Genomic DNA, 15,640 nt, shown 5'->3' on the forward strand with positions numbered 1-15,640 from the left:
TCTAACTAAAAAATGATAGTAAGTTAGCACCTATTTTTTCTCCCAATACTTTTCTTCCTACAGAATTGTGATGAGTTCCGTCTTGAACTGTAAAGAAATTTAGCGCATTAAATCTATTGATACCAAGTTCATAATAATTATCTATACAAAGAACTTTGTATTCTTTTGCAATATCTTTTGTTTTTTCAACATATCCGGTTAAAGACCCTGTACCAGCATAATCCTTCGTGTCGCTGTCAGATTCTACTGATCCGTCCGGATTAAACCAAAGGCGATAGGTTGGTGTACAGATCAATATTTTAAGCTGTTTATATTTAGCCATAATTTTTTCAAGCGAATATCTTAAGGCACCTGAAAATGTGTCAGTGTTTAATGGATTTGATTCATCGTCTATTAAGTTTCCACCTGTGTAGTCATTCGTGCCATAAGCGATGGTGATAAAGTCTACTAAATTAAAATCAATTCCCTTCAAAACACTAAGCGTGTTGTCAAAATAAGTAGGCTTGTTGTTCCATTTTTCATTGTTAACCGCTGCATCTTGCAGATTCCATTTCGTTGGATCGTCATTTTCCTTGATAATCTCATCCGCAAGTCTAAACATGCTAAACGATTGCCAAGCCTCAATTTCCTGTCCTCCAGCCATTCGACATCCGCCGAATCCGCAGTTGTAAACTACTGCACCAGTCACATTAGAGATGACATTTGAAACACTCGAAGCTCCTTGAGTATTGCCGAAAAGGGAATCTCCGAAATTGACTACCACTTTGCCTGACAGCGGTTTATTACTTGCAATTTCCCACTCGCCCCAAAGATTTCCCGTGTCGAAATGATAGCGATAAGCTTTTTGGCTAGGGTTTTGCAGCAATGATAAAGTCTGATGGATCCATTGTCCGTTTTTCTGTACCGTCAAAAGTAAGCTACCATTAAACCCTACTGGGCCATTTGATGTGTTGCCAATTAATAGATATGTGCCGCTGTCAATCAAACTGTTTAGATCCACATCTTGAAAATTTCCTTTTGAATCAAAATCGGAACTTAGCTTCGAACGTGATATACTGCTATTTTTGATCTCGGAAGACACCCATTCCGTCACACGGCTAACCGATTGCCGAACCGTGCGAAAATATTTAATACCGGTTGCAAATTCTGTAACATTTTGGATGATATAATCATCTGTTTTAATATTTTCTAAGATACCGGCACCTGACGAAAATGGAGAATCCGAAATGCTTGTGGCGCTGTAAAGGTAGAATCCATTTACATCTAAGACGTCTAACAGCGCCCCACTGGCGAGAAATGTTCGATAGTTAAAGCTGTTGGACAACTTCGGTGAGGTAATTGCGCCATTGGCAACATTGGTCGTATTTACTCCGCTCGGACCTACAACAGCCACGCTTCCACCGGTCATCGCGACCTTAACTTCTTGAGATAACATGGGCATAGTGATTTGTTCGTTGCCACCTTTATCAACTTTTGTAGCTAAATTCGTCGCCATATTTGCGTTCGTCTGTGCCAAAGCTGTCTTGTCCACTTTATCTGTTGCAAGTTGATTAACATCCGTCTTATCCGCTTTTTTTGTTTCCAATGTGTCGATATCCGTCCGAAGTGCAAACGGTTCTAGCTTATCTTCAATTTCAGCCTTATTATAAACATCAGCGTTATTAAAAATTTCGGTTTGCTCGTCAATTCGTCGCTCTAACTCTTGCATTTTCGCAGTCGAACCAGCTTCAAATTCGCTCCATCCTTGCCAAAAATCCTCGGTGAATTCCGTTAGGTTTGTGTCAATATCGGATACCCCCATGTTGATGTAGAAATACCCAACGTGCATCGTTTGATTGTTTAAAAAATTGATATATAGCCCGCATCGAATCTGCCCCTGATATCCTAAAAATTCACGTGGAATAACGAAAGAGACGATTCCCTTCAGAGGATCAACAATTTCAGGAGTATAGATCAATTTTTGATTTTGGTTATTCAGTTTGACGGCAGAAAGTCGGATTTCTGTTCCGTTGGGTAAATCAAGCGGCTTGCCATCCATTAAAATATGGATCAGCTGGAGGCCGCTATTCTCATCATACGAGAAATACTGAATGTCTTTAGATTGAATAGCTTTCCCGACTGGACTGATCTCGATTGAAAATTCGTTTGTTTTAAAAATCTTGTTATCTTCGTTCATCAAACAAACACCTGCCCACCATAAGTTTTAGATTCCATCGTGGTACCGCTGATCGAAGCACCGGCGGAACGATAAATAATTGATCCTTCTGATCGATATACTATATTGTTTTCTGTTCCTGAAACGACGTCTGAAATTCTCACGCCCGTTCCAAAAGCGCCTTTGAGCGCATAATATTGGTTTGAAACGTGGCAACGGATGATACTTCCAGAAACACATCGCTCCCATCCAAACGCTGTATAGCCATAGATATTTTTCGTGTTTTGAACCGCGCGGCATCTATCTGCAGCGCCGTACATAGCACCGTGGAAATAAATAAAACGTTTCGGTGAATTCGCTACATCTGTTTGCGTGAATCCTCTGACCGCACAGTACATTCCACAATCAATGAATAAAACTGACCTCACAAAAACGCCGGTATCTCCGACTGAAGCATCTACTACCGAAAGGTTCGTTGCTACGATCTCAAGCTGGCCACTTGTGATATTGGAAATCACGACATCTTCTAAATACACACCAGGTTCGACATAAATATAAAATTTTGTGGTAGAAAGCAATGGCAGACTATTAATCGCCGCTTGAATCGTTTTGAACGGTTTAGACTCTGTACCGTCAGCAGTCGTGTCATTCCCTTGATCTGCAGAGACGTAGATATCAATGACACCACCGTTACCGTCATAAAGTTCTTGAATCGTTTTTTCTAATTGGCCAATTTGTTCTGACTGATCTGTTATTAATCGGTTAACTTCAACTAGTTCTTGTTCTGTCAGCTGCTCACCGGCATTTAAACGCGCACGCAAGGTAGCATATTTTTCACCACTGGCATTCGTCCGCGCATCCACTACCTCGTTAGGACTATCTCCCCCAGATTGCAGCACTAAATTGTCAATCCGACTATTTGTCGCTTTGTTTTTTTGATCAACTCGTGTTTCCAATCCATTTAAATAATCGACATTGTCATTAAACGTCTTCTTCCACTCCGAGCTGATCGCGTTTTTTACTAATTTCATTAAGCCCAACTATAACACTCCTTTCTTCTTCAGACCTGCAAGAATATTTGTCATTGTTTTTTTATTATTCGATAACGTGACTTCCGGCGGTTTGTTAGGTATCAGTGGGTATTTTTTCAATCCGACTACTTGAATCATCTGACAAACATTGAGTGGCTCGTAGACAAACGTTACTTTGTCCCCGCGATTTAGATCAATCGCCCATTTGATATTCACCGTTCCCGAAATGTCCGGATAATCGTGGATATCCCGCCTTAGTCGTGCACTCATACTGCTTGCGACAGTGAATCGATCATCGCTCACAGGATCTTGGATACGTACACCCCATTTAGCAGATTCAGGCGAGGTATATGTGATTGGACTAAAATAGTAGCTATCGTCTTCTTTCTTCTTTCCAAATCCGCGAATCTGCGTTTTCAGGCTATACGTATCGATCTCAAAGTGGACTTCATCGGTATTAAACTTGTACCGTATCTGTTCCTGCGTTTCATTTCCGTAATAACTCCGCGGATAAAACCTTAAGTGCTTGTTATCAGGGATCACCACTGCATCATAATCCGACAACACTTCATCGATCAGCTTCAAGTAGTTCCCACCGCCGAAATTCTCCTGTTCGATGCGGCTAAAGACACCGTTTGTATTGATAACTTCATAGCTAAAACCTCGTGCGCCTGCCGCAAAGATATGCGATAGACATTGATTGATAGAGAAAGTCCCTGTCATCTGCTCGTATTGATAGCCATCTTGGATCGTGTAATAGACGTGTGTGGCAACCACTTCTTTAAATCGCTGTGCGCCGACTGCATAATCCTTCATTTGCTTGATGATAAATTCCTGCCCGTTCCAAAAAACAGAGCTTTCGTAGTCCACTAAGTCAAACGAATGGGCATTGTCTTTGGTTTTCATCACCAAAAAGCCGACTTCCCACGTTTCGTTTTCTTGCCAATTTTCAAAAAAAGAGTCCCTGTCAACACCGACAAGGATCTCTTCTTTGGTTTGCTCGAAATTTGCTATTACGATATCGTTCATTCCATCACCTACTTATACAGAAAACGGAAATCCCACGCTGTTTTGATACGTGAAGCGTTGGAGATTTCGATTTTGTTTTCGCCAGGAACCAATGAGATTAAGCCGTGATTTGTATCAATCCCACAGTGAATACCATTTTTTAGAGGATAGACACCATCAAGCGTTAATGTCTCGCCGCTAACGGAATTGAGTGAACCACGGTAGATAAATCGCTCACCAGTGGTTGCGTTGAACACTGTGAGATTGCCGTCAGACATTCCTTCAATTTTGATTTTCAGGTAATTTTCTCTTGGATCAATCGTGAAATCGCCGGCATTGAAAATCGTAAAGCGACTGGTCTGATGAGTGTATTCGTGATCCTCAGAAACTAAACCTTGTGAGAATTGCCATTCCTCACCCAAACTAAAATCAGTGAGCGTAGTTGCGAGTGATTCGGCATATCCTCGAAATACATTTAATGTTACTTTGTAATTCGCATAATTTGAAGCAATGATTTCATCTTGTAATTCGAAACTAATAGGATTTACGAGAAACATTTTACCTGGGGCCAAATCATGATTGAGATAATATGAATATCCAGGGAAAAATAGTTGATGCAATTCTGTTTCTAAAAGTTCCCTATCGTTTTCATCATCGAAAAACAGATCAATTTCGAAAACTAGTTCAAATGGCCTAAATGAACTGTTGGCTTCACGAGAACCATTAGTCCCAGCAAAATCTACATATTCAACTTCATACACGGGAGATTGTCTAATAATATTTTTAAAGACAATTCTCATATGTTGTTGCGGGTCAAACCATTCGCCATTTTGATTTAATTGTACTTTGTAAAACATTCTTAGTTACCTCCCATATAGTTTAGTTTCATAAACTGATTACCCAGATTTGCATCCGCAATTTCAGAGATCATTTCACTATCTAGAATAGCCTTGGCAATATTGGGCTTTTTAACAAGCAATTCCAACAGTCGAATCATTTTGTCAAATTTCACTTCTAAATTGCTATTATCTACAATTATTTTTGTATTTAATTCATTCATGCGCTCATTGCTAACATTCTCCAAATTACGAACCAGTGTAGAATTTTTAGGCACACCCACGCCGTCTTTATACCGCGGGACTAATTTTTTAGTTTGTCGTGCCGGAACAATTTTGGATCCTCGTCTCAAATTTGGTAAGAATACGTTACGCCCTTCCGGAATGAATGGAACGCCGCCCTTTGGTATAACTAACTCTTTGTAAGTCAAACCTTTTTGGTCGTTTACAATTGCTGGACCGCCCAAATGGTAATTTGTGCCTTTTTCAAATCCTAAAATCTTCGCTACGCCTTTACCTAAATTGGCAACTACATTTAATGTTTTAGTAATAACAGAAGGCCCTGACTTGAAATCATTAACCGCACCTATCGCTGATCTTGCGGGACCAGATGCATTATCAACTGCTCTTAAACTTTTAGAACTAGGATTATTATTTCTAAAGCGATTTAACGCTCCTCCACCTGTATTCGCAGCATTTATTACACTACTAGAATTCCCTAGTAATTTTTTAAGAGCTGGATTGTTACCTTTGTATCGATTTAACGCCCCTTCACCTGTTTTAGCAGCATTTTGTGTGCTAGCTGATGTTCCTTGCAAAATTTTCTTTGCTGGGTTATTCGCGTGATAACTCCTTAATGATTTTTCACCAGATTTCGAAGCATTCACAACGCTACTACTATCACCTAAAAGTTTTTTAATGTTTGGCTCTATTTTTTGATAATCTCGCAAAGATATAGTTCCGTCTTTAACTTTCGCCAAAATATCTTGGTTATTCCCCAACATTTGTTTTATTGGCTCAGGTAATTTCCCCCACGCATTAAAGGATTCTGTGGAAGCAAATACTTTGCCCAATAAATCAGAATTATCAGCAAGCATTTTCTTTTGAGAATCTGGTAATGATTTCCATTGATTTAAAGCTTCTTCAGAATTGAGCAGTTTAGAAAGAAAGTCCGTATTGTCTGCAAGTAATTTCTTATCAGAAGCTGGAATAGTGTTCCAAACATTGAGCTTATCTTCTGAATCTATTAGTTTCCATATGACATCCGCGTTATCTGCACCAAGAATTTTGCGATCAGCTTCATACTCGTTCCAAGCTTTTAACTCATCAATAGTGTCGTATAATGCTACTTTTGCTTCGTCTCCATTAACTGTTAAAAGTTTGTCTGACATATACATGAGGTTCCACTTGCCAGCAAGACCCATTGCAACCGCAACTTCTTCTTTGGCATTAGATTCAATATCGGCATTTTTCAACATAAATTTCAGTTGCTGCCAACCTTCGTCAGTTTTTGCCATATCCACTAAGGTTTCAGCCATGTTCGTTTTGACTTCGCCTGTTTTGGGGTCTAGCGCCAGTGCATTCCATGCCATATCTGCTTCACTGGTACCTTTAGCAAGTAAATCTAAGTTATCTGACGATGCTTTAACGGACGTATTGACTAGAGATAACACTTCATCGGTGGTATAGCCATACGCTTTCCAAACTTCTGACAGTTGAGAAATATCTTTGCCTTGCGCTTGAAATACTTTGGCTAATCCTGTCACTAAAGTATCAGTAGATTGCTTATATTCTTTGTTTAATTTATCCATCGACGCTTTAAGCGCCTGTGGATTTTTAGCATAGATTGTTTTTAAACTTTCTACTTGCTTCTCGTACGCTGATTTTTCGTCTTTTAACGCATTTTGCAATGTTTCTTGCCGTTTTGACAAATCCTTGTAGTTTAGCTTAGACATATCCGCTTGATAGGCAGTTTCAATCGCTAAACGTTGTTTTTTACTAAAACCTGCTGCCTTCAACTGATCTTGACTTAATAACTTATAGTTATTCGCAATGAATTGTCGTTCTTCATTTGATAGATTGCGATTATTTTTTGATGCATTTGTTAGTACCTGATTGATTGCATCAACTTTCTTTTGTGCTTGCTGTACTTCTGCTTTATTAACTGTTTCTTGCCATTTAATATAATTTTCAGCTTTTTTCTTTTCCGCATCGTCTGCTATATTTTCAGCAGCTTTTTTCTTGCGTTCGATTTCTTTATCTAAAACTTTTTGAATAGAATCAACAATTTCTTGATTGGCCTTTTTAGCCTTTTCAGCAGAACTAACAATTCCATCAGCGTATTCATTAACATACGTAGAAGCTTTTTCGTTTAATTCGTAAGCTTTTTTAATTACTTTATCCTGTTCTTTAGTAACTTTCGTACCCCAACGTGCACCAGCTAATTGATTTGATTCGTACGCTTTATTCGCTGCATAAAGGGCAACACCTACAGCAGCTACACCGCCAACAGCAATCGCTGCGGGAACCGCGACGCCAGATAGTCCGGCTGTCAATGCCCCCACACCGGCTTTTCCACCGGCTAATCCAGCTAATTTGCCGAATAAACCAACTTTCGTTCCTGCGCCAGCTACAGCAGTACCCATTGATGTGGCAGATACAGCACCCGAAGCCATTTCAGCAGCCATAGCTGTCATAGCTTTTTTCTTCGCCATACTAGCTGTTAAATCAATAAATGATTTACCTAGCTTACCAATGCCCCCAGTTAATTTTCCCGCGATTGATAAAACCGGACCTGCTGCGGCAGCTATACCAACCCATTTAATAATATTTTGCTGTTGCTCTTTATCTAACGAGCTAAATGATTTAGCTAAATCTCCCAGACCTTTTATTAGAGGCTTGCTAGCTTGCAGTCCATCACGTAATGCATCGATAAGTGGGCCACCCAATTCAATCGCAGCATCCACAGCTTCGTTTTTTAGCATTTTTAATTTTGATTCGGTAGTCTCGTAACGCTTGCTCGCTTCCTCTGTCAACGCAGTATTTTCTTTCCAAGCTTTGTTACCAGTAGCGATTGCATCACCGAATACACCGCTCGCATTCGCAGCGCGAAGCAAGCTATCACGTAGACGAACTTCTTTAATATCCATGTCATTTAAAACTTTAATGGCAGAAGTTCCTTTTTCTTCCGCGTGGGACAAACCTTCAACAAATTTCATAATTGCTTTTGAAGGGTCCTTTTTAAACAGGTCTGCAAATTCCGCATTTGTTAATCCCGCCACTTTAGAAAAATTCTCTAAAGCAATTGCAGACTTATCAGCTTCTTTGTACATCGAGCGAAGTTGTGTATTTGTCAATCCCATTTGACTAGCAGTAGACTTAAGATTTTTTCCGCCATCTTGAACCGCTTTTGAAATATCAGATAAAGAGATACCAGCTTTTGACCCCATTGCGGATAATTCATCAAATGCACCTACACCGTTTTCTACAGCTAACTGCATATTTACCATTACTTTTGAAAATGCAGAACCACCCGCTTCTGCTTCAATACCTACAGAGCTAAGTGCCGTAGCAAGACCCATAATTTCACCTTGCGACATACCAACCTGTTTACCAGCCCCGGCTAAACGTAGTCCCATTTCCGTGATTTCTGATTCCGTAGTGGCAAAATTATTCCCCAAATCAACAATTACAGACCCTAAACGGTCAAAATCTTTTTGCGACATCTGAGTGATGTTAGCAAATCGCGCCAAAGAAGTAGCGGCGGTTTCTGCACTCATGTTCGTTGATTCACCTAAGTCAATCATTGTTTTTGTGAATCCTACAACGTTAGGAGTTTGAATACCTAACTGCCCTGCAGCTTCTGCGACGTTTGCAATTTCAGCATGACTAGCTGGAAGTTCTTTCGCCAACCCTCTTAATCCATTTTCCAAATCTTTGTAAGAATAAACGACTTGACCTGTGGAGTTAACAACTTCATCATTTGTCTTTTTGACCCCAGCAAAGGCTGATTCCCACGAGATTGCGGCTTTTCCGACAGCTACTGCTGCGCCAGCAATCGGCAAGGTTAAACCTGCTGTTAACTTAGATCCCACAGAAGCCATTTTGCTTCCAGCAGAAATCATTTTTTCAGAGCCTTTATAAATTGCTCCAGTTAAACCCTCATTTTTTACCTTATATTCAGCTAAGGCTCCAGCAGATTGAATTAACTGTTGTTTATAGTCTGCTAATTTTCCGTTTGCAGCTTGCAATTGTGCCGCATATCTTTTTGTTGCTTCTGTAGCCTTGCCATTTTCATCAAATGACTTATCATACGCTGTCTTTAAAGCGTTAACTTGCTTTTCTTGGGCCTGAACAATGTTGGTTAAAGAGCTGAATTTAGATTGCAATTTGCCAAGCGAATTACCCGCCATATCAGCTATTTTCATATTTGCTTGCATTTCTTTCGCTAAATAGCTAATTTGCTTTTTTGAATTCGCAACGCCTCTGCCAAAATCGGCATCATCTAAACCTAATTTAATGACCATATTACCTAATGGTGTTCCACCAGACATATTCAGGCACCTCCTTTAACTAGTTCTGATAATGGTTTGATTTCTTTTTTCTTCTTCTTTTTATTTGAAGATACGAGTAAGATTTCATCCACATCTATACAATCCGTTTCCATCAAATCTCGAATTCCCATATTCGTACTTCCAATTACTTCGCGGACAAACTCCAGATTTAGATCGTAGAATTCTCGCCAAGTAAGAGTTCCTCCGCCAGTGCTTTTTTTGCGGCTTCTTCCTCTTCTTTGGAGAACCCAAGAACCCGATAGCGAATAATTTCCATAATCTGATTGCTTTCCAGAGTATCAATCCCATTTAAAATTGTTTTTCCAGTAACTTCTTTATCATCAAATAAACCGGCTACAAATTCTGCTTGAAGTTCCGAATAATCGCTTTGCGTTGGAACAGTTGGGTTCCCATCTTTGTCTTTTCGTTCTTCCAATTCTGCTTCTTTTCGGATATATTCTTGTCGTTTTGAAAAAGGAACAAAATCTGTCATAAAGGTTTTAACGTCACCGTTTTTCATGCGCAATTTCAATTTAATTGTCTTGTCCATAAATTTTCCTCCAAAAAAAGAGAGACTAATCATTTCTGATTAGCCTCATAATTTATTATTCTCCGCTTGGTGTTTCAGTTCCCAAAACCGCTGTTTTTAACGATTCCACGTTTTCTTCCCCGAAAGCTCGCATCACTGTCATTGATTCAGTTTTTGCGTCAATAGTGATATCACGTGACATCGCATTGTACACATATTCACCAGCTTCTGGGTTAAAATCCTCATCGTTTTTAGTGGCAAGTGAGAACCCATCGCGATTAAAAGAACCCGCTAAAAACGCAAATGCGACAGGTTCGCCATATAAGTCCTCTGATTCTGCTACTGCAGCACAATAAGGCGCTTCAGTATTTTTACCAAATCCATCAATACCACCGTCAGTTCCAAATGTCACCAACCCTAACAATTCTTGTTCAATTGCAAACGGAACATCCAGCAAGCCGAAGTTTGATGCTACATTACCCGTACCTTTTCGTACAATGTAGTATTCGCGATCGCCGGCAAAAACTTTTTGAGCTTCTTTTGAAAGTCCGGTTAATTCCATTGCAGTTGGCCCACCCTCTTTAGGTGTTCCGTCCAGCACATGAATTTTTTTCGTAGTGTCCGGTGTTAAGTCATTTTTTAAAACTCGAATTGAAAGTTTATCAAAACCATAAGTTTCCATTTATTAATTCCCCCTAATAATCTGTATCGTGTATTTTTGTATTTTTTCGATATCGCCGTGCATCAACGTATCGTTTTGTTTCTGCAAAGTACGTATCTAAGCCGCCCGTAAGCTGCCCAAATTCCATTTTTCGCATCACATCTTGTACTGCCTTTGCAATTTTTTTAGTCGTTAAATAATTAGTAGATTCTACATTTATCTGATAACTAAATTGCTTCGACATTTCCTTATTTGCCGCAAAGTAAGCAGAAGTAGAGGGACCTAAAGTCGAATCAATAATGATAAACGGTTTAGATGTATCCAACGTTTCAGGCGCTTCAAAAAATTTAATCCTATCGCTATCCACTAGACTTGCTATAGTAGTATCATTTTTTATAGCTTCGTAAACTTCCATCATCATATATTTCATCGACCCAACTCCTCTAACTCTGCGCGCATTTCATTAAATGCAGAATCTTGTATTTTATCTACAGCACCCTGTAATTTGCCAAAACCACGCGGGCGAATATAACGACCATTGCGGGTGTAACCAAATTCACTCAAGTGAACAAGCGGAGCTCGTTCTTTACTTGCCCATCCTGTTTCCACTCGCTTGGGATTGTTCTTGACCCCGCTGGTAATAACTAAATCATGTGTTTTCCCAGTATCGATATAGCTCGATACTTGTTGCTTCACAATTTGCTTATTTTTTTCACCTGTTTTTCGTAACGCCTTATTTATCACACGATTTGCGCGATTTTTACCAAGTTTCGCTTCAATATTCCGGATAATTTCATCAGTTCCCTTAACAGACACACTCATGATGTCACTCCTAAAATTATCTTGATAAATCGGCTATCTTTAGGATTTGGCTGTACGTCGATGATATTCCAACGAATAAATTTTTCTTTCTCATCAAGAAAATGAAAGTCTTGCAACTCAACAATATGTTTGTTTGATGGCTGATATTCATTTAACGGATCACGAATATTAATTGTGACTGCACGTTTCGTATTTTTCGTATTTAGTAACTCCCAATCTTTCATCGAGGGGTTATAGACCTCAGCCATCGCTTTGTGCAGAATCTTTTCTTGTGATTCACCAGGGAAAGGCCCATTATTCGGAACGTAAGCATAGAAAAAGACCGGCGTGCGAAGTTCTGCACCGCCAGTCTTAGGTCGTTTGTAATTTTGACTAATCGCCAACATCATCACCTGCCATCAAATCAAAACTAATATTCAGAATCGATTCTTGAAAGTTGGGATAAAAATATTCCAACTGGTCATTGTATGCATAACGACCGCGTTCAAAAATCAACTCTTTTCCACGTGGATATTCTTTCGGGTCAAAGCTTCCTACCAAAGTATGAATTTCCTCTTTGGAAGCAGCCAGAATCATTTTAAGATTATCATCTTCTGATGAATGATAAATTTTCATTCTAGCTTTGAATTCTTTTAATAAATCTTCATCCATCTAACCACCTACTTTGCTTAAAAGCATTGGTTTTGTATCTGATGATTTGTATACGATTCCCTTGTCATCAAGATATTTTTTGATTTCAGCGATGGTCCAATTTTCATTTGGTAATGCCACTTTTAGCGTGGCTGGATTAGGGTGTTTCTGTTTCACCTTCGGTAGTTAATTTTAACGTCCACACTGCCGTTGCTTTAATATCTTTGGCCATACCAAATGCAAATTGCTTAGCAGCATACAATTCTAAGTCTTCTAAAGCCAACGTTTGATCAAATTTAGAAATTTTAACACCACCAGCTACATATGCATCGTAACGGCCTTTGACAAAACTTGTAACTTCACCCGCAGTTTGAGCAATCGATTCAACAATATTAAGATTAAATGGTAAAGCTGTAACATAGACACCTGCAGCGCTCAAATGAGTGTATTGCGCACGAACTTCCCATGCATCTTCTGGATTCACTACCATTGTTACTAAGCCAGAAATCGTTAAAGGCTGACCATTTTCTTTTGTACTGTGGAATTTAAACAGTTTAGTCAATTCCTTAACAGTAGCCTTAGGATCAGCAAATGTAATCTCGCCTTGTGCAGCTTTTTTAGGATATGTTGTGACGCCATTTGAAGTGGTACCATTTTTGATGTCACGATTTAAACCGATTGGTTTATCTTGCCCGTCGCCATCTAAAAACGCAATTTCTAATGCCAAAGAGAAAACTTCGGTAATTTGCAAACGTACAAATCGCTCAACCCACGCCGGACCGAAATCAGTTAAATCTTTCGGAATGACAACAAAAGCAGTTAATTTATTAGAGATGGCTTCTTCATCGCTAAATGTCGCATCCAATTGACCTTTAATCTCACCGAAAATTTTACCCCAAACAGCAACACCGCTTGTTTCAGATTTCAAGAATTTCAAGCGCAGACCCGCATTTTTTAAACCAATTGCTGCTAATAAAGGATGTTGTGTTGTCAAATCTTCAAAAATTTGATCAATTGTTTCTTCAGGCAGCAATGTTTCGTCTTTGTAGCCAACTTCTGTATTGATAGCATTAAAAAATTTACGTTGAGTAGCAGATAATTTACCATCTGCGGCTGAACCAATCGCATAACTTTCAGCTTCTTTACGCGCCTCTTTCCGTGCTTCTGCCATCACATCTTCAGCAAGTGCGCTTAACATGTCGTTATAGGCTTCTCCTTGCTTGTCTTTGTCATCAGTAGATTTTACTAAGTTGACAAAAGCCATTTTTGCTTCGTTAAACTTTTCCATATTGTTCAATTTCATTATCTTTCCTCCATTTTTTTGTATTAAAAAAAGAACCTAGTGAACGGTGATTCGTTAACTGGTTCATCTTTTTTGTTTTTAATTTCATTTAGTTTTTCATCGATATAACCGTGAATTTCATCAAGATTAACTTTTATTTCTGCAACAGGTTTTTCCTGTTGATTTTTGAGTTCGCGAACTTTTGCAATAATTTTTGGATTAATCATGTTATTTGCCCCACTGGCAACCAACAATGGTTTCTCTTGACTTTCGAACATAACATCATCAGCAAAGCCCAATTCAACTGCTTCTTGAGCAGTCATCCACGTTTCACGATCCATTAAAGCTAATATTTCTTCGTGACTTTTACCTGTCTTTGCTTCATAGGCTGAGGCAATAGATTTATTAGATTTTTGTAAAATTTCGCTAGCTTTATCCATATCGTGATAATCGCCACCTGCTCCCATTTGAACATTATGAATCATAATTTGCCCAACAGGCGACATCTTAACCACATCGGCACTCATGGCAATAATACTTGCTGCACTACCGGCCATAATAACGTTAGCGGTAACTTTACCAGGATAGTTTCGCAACGCTGTATAGATTTCATTACCCGAATCAAGTAAGCCGCCATAGGAATTAATTGATAGCTCAACATCTTCATTATTATCGGTTAGAGCACCTAACACGTCGTTTGGGCACGTAGCTTCTTCTTCAAACCAATCATAAAACCACTTGTCGCCGTTGCTAATAATAGGCCCATTTACTTTGATTTTAAGTGTCATTCTCGCTTTCACCACCCTTCACATCTTCATAGTTTTTAGTGCGTAATCTTTGTTTGCCTTCGTTATCAGGCAAATCGTCATAACCCGCTTCGTTTCGAACCTCATCAACATAAAATGCGCCACTTGACACGATTTTGTCGATTGCTTCGGCCAAATCAAAAAGATTCGGTGATAACACATTTAGCACTTCAATTCGCTGACCTGCTTCATATTCAGACTTCGAAATAAGTTTTGCAGATAATTCATCTACTAATTTACGAATCAGCGGTGCTAAACATAATTTGCGGTATGCTTCCAAATTGCTATCTAATTCAGCGTTTTCTGCCATAATCAAAGCAGAAGGCACACCAATCATTCTGGCAACATCATTAATCAATGATTTTTTCATACGATCTAATTCATCCAGCGATTGATTAGTTACACCTTGCTTGTTAGTATACTCCTCGTATTCGAACCCCTTCATTTTTGGGACAATTGCCACCGACGACGTTCGGAAGCTTTTATAGATTTTGTCAATAAAGCTTTGAAGTCTTTGCTTACGTGAATCTTTCTCGTCATCGTTAAAAGAACCCGTTGTATCAACAGATACGCTCCCGCGAATCTGATTGTTTCGCATCGAAATTTCAATCATTCTACCGAATAATTCCCCGTAGTCATTAAACAGACCATCAGTGAATTTTTCGAGTTGCTCGTTGTTGTACTGTAGATAAATCACATCTTCCATCAAAAACGAGCGTTTAAATTCATAATCTTTAACAATAACATTTTTAAATTGATCATCATAAAGAGCATATTCTTCTCGATAAAAATCATCGGCGATTAACAACTGATTGTCGTCGCTTAATATGACCAAAACTTCGTTATCAAACATCAGCTTGTAAATAAATTTCTGCCAAAATAGTGTAGCGGACATATCCTTGTTCGGTCGTACATTCAAAATATAATCCCAGGGCGAATGAATCGCTTTTTTGTCTTTAGTAAATTTGAATTGAACTGTAGACATTGTTCGCCCGACAAAGTTTAAAACTGAATCAACCGCCATCTTTTTTAAATACACTCGTTGAGACGTTTCGTTTACGAATTCTAAATCCCACATCCACTCTAATTCTTTGTTTCGCTTGAAAATATCTGCAAAACTCAATGCTTTTGCCACTCCTCCACCCCCTTTCTGCTCTTATCAATTAACGGGCAAATCTTCGCCCCGATTTGTTTGCGATTTTTTCAGGCGGCTTTTTTTGATAACCCAGAGGCGTAGTGGTAACTTTGCAAAAATAAACTGTGTTACCGGCCATCACCGTTTTTTCTTGACGGTCAACATTTAGATATTGTGGTTTGTACATATTTT

The 15,640-nt window shown here is 39.1% G+C and carries 16 protein-coding genes; all 16 read right to left on the minus strand.

Going from position 1 to position 15,640, the window contains the following annotated elements; all coding sequences use genetic code 11:
• Position 1: 1 nt before the first annotated feature.
• The 16 genes from EsVE80_RS11020 to EsVE80_RS11090 all read right to left on the minus strand — a co-directional run bounded on the left by EsVE80_RS11020 (position 2) and on the right by EsVE80_RS11090 (position 15,635).
• The gene (locus EsVE80_RS11020) at positions 2–2,176 is read right to left on the minus strand and encodes a BppU family phage baseplate upper protein (protein ID WP_173103760.1); all 2,175 of its coding nucleotides are present in this window, start codon (positions 2,174–2,176) and stop codon (positions 2–4) included.
• Positions 2,176–3,186, minus strand: a complete 1,011-nt coding sequence (locus tag EsVE80_RS11025; RefSeq protein WP_232061337.1) for a hypothetical protein — start codon at positions 3,184–3,186, stop codon at positions 2,176–2,178. The genes EsVE80_RS11020 and EsVE80_RS11025 overlap by 1 nt, the downstream gene beginning before the upstream one ends.
• A 9-nt stretch (positions 3,187–3,195) precedes the next feature.
• On the minus strand, positions 3,196–4,215 hold the full coding sequence (locus EsVE80_RS11030) for a phage tail protein (RefSeq protein ID WP_173103762.1): 1,020 nt from the start codon (positions 4,213–4,215) through the stop codon (positions 3,196–3,198).
• Between the two features lie 8 nt (positions 4,216–4,223).
• The gene (locus EsVE80_RS11035) at positions 4,224–5,051 is read right to left on the minus strand and encodes a phage tail domain-containing protein (RefSeq protein WP_173103763.1); all 828 of its coding nucleotides are present in this window, start codon (positions 5,049–5,051) and stop codon (positions 4,224–4,226) included.
• 2 nt (positions 5,052–5,053) lie between these two features.
• Positions 5,054–9,583 (minus strand): phage tail tape measure protein, encoded by a 4,530-nt coding sequence (locus EsVE80_RS11040; RefSeq protein WP_232061194.1) that lies wholly within the window; start codon positions 9,581–9,583, stop codon positions 5,054–5,056.
• Positions 9,584–9,585: 2 nt separating this feature from the next.
• Positions 9,586–9,714, minus strand: a complete 129-nt coding sequence (locus tag EsVE80_RS14010) for a hypothetical protein (RefSeq protein ID WP_269474238.1) — start codon at positions 9,712–9,714, stop codon at positions 9,586–9,588.
• Between the two features lie 38 nt (positions 9,715–9,752).
• On the minus strand, positions 9,753–10,133 hold the full coding sequence (gene gpG, locus EsVE80_RS11045; RefSeq protein WP_173103764.1) for a phage tail assembly chaperone G: 381 nt from the start codon (positions 10,131–10,133) through the stop codon (positions 9,753–9,755).
• Between the two features lie 55 nt (positions 10,134–10,188).
• Positions 10,189–10,794, minus strand: a complete 606-nt coding sequence (locus EsVE80_RS11050; protein WP_173103765.1) for a phage tail protein — start codon at positions 10,792–10,794, stop codon at positions 10,189–10,191.
• Positions 10,795–10,807: 13 nt separating this feature from the next.
• Complete coding sequence (locus EsVE80_RS11055; RefSeq protein WP_173103766.1) at positions 10,808–11,203, minus strand: hypothetical protein; 396 nt, start codon at positions 11,201–11,203, stop codon at positions 10,808–10,810.
• A complete protein-coding gene (locus tag EsVE80_RS11060) occupies positions 11,200–11,595 on the minus strand; it encodes a hypothetical protein (RefSeq protein WP_173103767.1) in 396 nt (131 codons plus the stop codon). Before EsVE80_RS11060 ends, EsVE80_RS11055 begins: the two co-directional genes overlap by 4 nt.
• Positions 11,592–11,984 carry a phage head-tail adapter protein gene (locus tag EsVE80_RS11065; protein WP_232061195.1) on the minus strand — a complete coding sequence of 131 codons (393 nt, stop codon included), beginning with the start codon at positions 11,982–11,984 and terminating at the stop codon, positions 11,592–11,594. The genes EsVE80_RS11060 and EsVE80_RS11065 overlap by 4 nt, the downstream gene beginning before the upstream one ends.
• Positions 11,968–12,246 (minus strand): phage gp6-like head-tail connector protein, encoded by a 279-nt coding sequence (locus tag EsVE80_RS11070; RefSeq protein ID WP_173103768.1) that lies wholly within the window; start codon positions 12,244–12,246, stop codon positions 11,968–11,970. Before EsVE80_RS11070 ends, EsVE80_RS11065 begins: the two co-directional genes overlap by 17 nt.
• A gap of 136 nt (positions 12,247–12,382) precedes the next feature.
• The gene (locus tag EsVE80_RS11075) at positions 12,383–13,528 is read right to left on the minus strand and encodes a phage major capsid protein (RefSeq protein WP_173103769.1); all 1,146 of its coding nucleotides are present in this window, start codon (positions 13,526–13,528) and stop codon (positions 12,383–12,385) included.
• A 23-nt stretch (positions 13,529–13,551) separates the two neighbouring features.
• A complete protein-coding gene (locus EsVE80_RS11080; protein WP_173103770.1) occupies positions 13,552–14,295 on the minus strand; it encodes a head maturation protease, ClpP-related in 744 nt (247 codons plus the stop codon).
• Positions 14,285–15,436 carry a phage portal protein gene (locus EsVE80_RS11085; RefSeq protein WP_173104197.1) on the minus strand — a complete coding sequence of 384 codons (1,152 nt, stop codon included), beginning with the start codon at positions 15,434–15,436 and terminating at the stop codon, positions 14,285–14,287. Before EsVE80_RS11085 ends, EsVE80_RS11080 begins: the two co-directional genes overlap by 11 nt.
• Before the next feature lie 40 nt (positions 15,437–15,476).
• Positions 15,477–15,635, minus strand: a complete 159-nt coding sequence (locus EsVE80_RS11090; RefSeq protein ID WP_173103771.1) for a hypothetical protein — start codon at positions 15,633–15,635, stop codon at positions 15,477–15,479.
• Positions 15,636–15,640 lie beyond the last annotated feature (5 nt).

Source organism: Enterococcus saigonensis (assembly GCF_011397115.1).
Lineage (GTDB): Bacteria > Bacillota > Bacilli > Lactobacillales > Enterococcaceae > Enterococcus_C > Enterococcus_C saigonensis.